Below are 2,794 nucleotides of genomic sequence, written 5' to 3' on the forward strand. Positions count from 1 at the left end.
GGATGGGGGAGAGGGGTACTACGGGGTGAGGCACTACAGGTGCGGGGCAGCGCGGAGTCACTACGGGACCGCGGTGGCGGTGCCCCGTTCGAGCGGGGCGACTACCGCTGCGGCTCGGGAAGGACGTCCAGGGCCTTCGCGGCCCGTTCGGTGATCTCCTCGGGCGTCCCGGTCACATCGACCGCCACGCCCGTCTCGTCCGCTTCGAGCGGCTGGAGCGTGGCGAACTGGGAGTCCAGCAGCGCGGTCGGCATGAAGTGACCCTGCCGGTGCGCCATCCGGTCCTCGATCAGCGCCCGGTCACCCGCGAGGTGCACGAACACGATCCCGGGTGCGGCGGCCCTGAGCCGGTCGCGGTACGACCGCTTCAGCGCCGAGCAGCTGACGACCCCGCCCAGCCCGGCCCGCTCGTGCGCCCAGGTGCCGATGGCGTCGAGCCACGGCCACCTGTCGTCGTCGTCGAGCGGGGTGCCCGCCGACATCTTGGCGATGTTGGCCTGCGGGTGGAAGTCGTCGCCCTCGGCGTAGGGAACGCCGAGTCGGGCGGCGAGCAGGGGACCGATCGTGGTCTTGCCCGTGCCGGCGACGCCCATCACCGCGACGACGTGGGGGGTTCGCATCTCTGCCTCGCTGTCTTCCTCGACACCTGATGTGGACGACACTGAAACCCATTAGGTACGACGAATTCAAGTGTCTGTGACAAATAAGTCTGACTTATTGGTTCCGTGATCCACCCCGTACGCTGAGTGCATGACCACTCCGGGCCGGGGTCTGCACGGCCATGTACTCGACACCCTCGGCCCCGCCATCACCGCGGGCGAGTACCCGCCGGGCAGCGTCCTGCGCACCGACGAACTGGCCCAGCGCTTCGACGTCTCCCGCTCCGTCATGCGCGAGGCGGTCCGCGTCCTGGAGTCGATGCACCTGGTCGAGTCCCGCCGCCGGGTCGGCGTGACGGTACGCCCCAAGGCCGAGTGGAACGTCTACGACCCGCAGGTCATCCGCTGGCGGCTGGCCGGCGCCGACCGTCCCCACCAGCTGCGCTCGCTCACCGTCCTGCGCTCGGCGATCGAACCGGTCGCGGCGCGCCTGGCCGCACGCAACGCCACGGCGCAGCAGTGCGCCGAGCTGACCGAGTGCGCGCTCGGCATGGTGGCCAACTCGCGAGGCCACCAGCTGGAGGGCTACCTCATCCACGACGTGGCCTTCCACCGGGTGATCCTCACGGCCTCAGGCAACGAGATGTTCGCCCGCCTCGGCGACGTCGTCGCGGAGGTCCTCGCGGGCCGCACCCATCACGAGGTCATGTTCGAGGACCCCGACCCGACGGCCGTCACGCTGCACGTGCAGGTGGCGGAGGCGGTCCGCGAGGGCGACGCCGACCGCGCCGAGAAGCTGACCCGCGAGATCACCGTCGGCGCCCTGGAGGAACTGGACATCCTCGCGCCGTAGCCCGCACCTCGTAGTCCGCGCCTCGCTGCCTCGCTACCGCTCCGGGAACTCCCCGTCCACGTACACCCAGGCCCCCTCCATCCGCTCGAAGCGGCTGCGCTCCCGCAGCTCCCCGCCCCGGTAGGAGGCCCGGAACTCCACGACCCCGGTGGCGTGGAACGCCGACCCGTCGACCGTGTCGAGGATCTCCAGCCCCGTCCACCGCATCCCCGGATCCAGCTCCAGCCGCCCCGGCCGGGTCCGCGGATGCCAGGTCCGCAGCAGATACTTTGCGTCGCCCTTCACGAAGGCGCTGTACCGCGACCGCATCAGCGCCTCGGCGGTCGCGGCGGCGGCGCTCCCGGAGTGAAGCCGGCCGCAGCACGCCTCGTACGGCGAGGGCAGCCCACAGGGACAGGATCGGGTCGTCATGCCCGCCATTGTCCTAGACGGCCGCCCGCGTCTCGGCCGACGGCAGCGGCGGCAGCGCCGTCCCGTACAGCCACGCGTCGAACAGGTCGTCCAGCGGCTCGGCCGCGAACCGCGCCGCGTGAGCCGTGAAGACGGACGTCGTGACGGCGCCGCCACGGTGCAGGCCCAGCCAGGCGCGCAGCATCCGGAAGAACGCGTCGTCACCCAGCGCGCAGCGCAACGCGTGCACGGTGAGCCCGCCCCGCTCGTAGAGCCGGTCGTCGAACATCGACTTGCGGCCGGGATCCGCCAGCTTCAGATCCTGCGGCAGCGTCGACAGCAACCGGTGCGCGACAGCGGCCAGTTGCTGCGCCGTACGGCCGCCCGAACGCTCGGACCACAGCCACTCCGCGTACTTGGCGAAGCCCTCGTTCAGCCAGATGTGCCGCCAGTCCGCGATGGACACGCTGTTGCCGAACCACTGATGCGCCAGCTCGTGCGCCACCAGCCTTTCCGAACCCCGCGCCCCGTCCACGTGGTTGGCGCCGAACAGCGACAACCCCTGCGCCTCGACGGGCACATCGAGTTCCTCCTCCGTCACCACGACCGCGTACTCGTCGAACGGGTAGGGCCCGAAGAGCTGTTGGAAGAGGTGCATCATGCCCGGCTGACGCGCGAAGTCCCGCGAGAACTCGGGCAGCAGGTCCGCCGGGATGTGCCCGTGCTGCGGCACCCCGCCGAGCCCCGGATCGCCCAGCAGCACCGTCTGGTACTTGCCGATCGACAGCCCGACCAGATAGCTCGACGTCGGCGCGGACTGCTCGTACACCCAGGTCGTCGTCGACGCCTTCGTCGTCCGCGTCAGCAGCCGGCCGCCCGCCACCACCGAGTACGCCGACGGCGTCGTGACCGAGATCTGGTACGACGCCTTGTCGGCGTACTCGGTGGTGGC

The 2,794-nt window shown here is 70.8% G+C and carries 4 protein-coding genes; 1 reads left to right on the forward strand and 3 read right to left on the reverse strand.

All coding sequences use genetic code 11. From position 1 onward, the window contains the following. Window positions 1-101 precede the first annotated feature (101 nt). A complete protein-coding gene (locus BZL64_RS12105) occupies window positions 102-620 on the reverse strand; it encodes a gluconokinase (protein ID WP_086768941.1) in 519 nt (172 codons plus the stop codon). Between the two features lie 130 nt (window positions 621-750). On the opposite strand from BZL64_RS12105, the gene BZL64_RS12110 reads away from it, so the two are divergent. Then, on the forward strand, window positions 751-1,452 hold the full coding sequence (locus BZL64_RS12110) for a FadR/GntR family transcriptional regulator (protein ID WP_086768943.1): 702 nt from the start codon (window positions 751-753) through the stop codon (window positions 1,450-1,452). Between the two features lie 33 nt (window positions 1,453-1,485). Here the strand turns inward: BZL64_RS12110 and BZL64_RS12115 are convergent, their stop codons facing one another. Then, complete coding sequence (locus BZL64_RS12115) at window positions 1,486-1,863, reverse strand: YchJ family protein (RefSeq protein WP_107430275.1); 378 nt, start codon at window positions 1,861-1,863, stop codon at window positions 1,486-1,488. Between the two features lie 13 nt (window positions 1,864-1,876). After that, window positions 1,877-2,794 (reverse strand): M1 family metallopeptidase (locus BZL64_RS12120; protein WP_086768947.1); only part of this gene is annotated, 918 nt, incomplete at its 5' end.

Origin of the sequence: Streptomyces bobili, from assembly GCF_002154575.1 — a bacterium.
In the GTDB taxonomy this organism is placed as follows: Bacteria; Actinomycetota; Actinomycetes; order Streptomycetales; family Streptomycetaceae; genus Streptomyces; species Streptomyces bobili.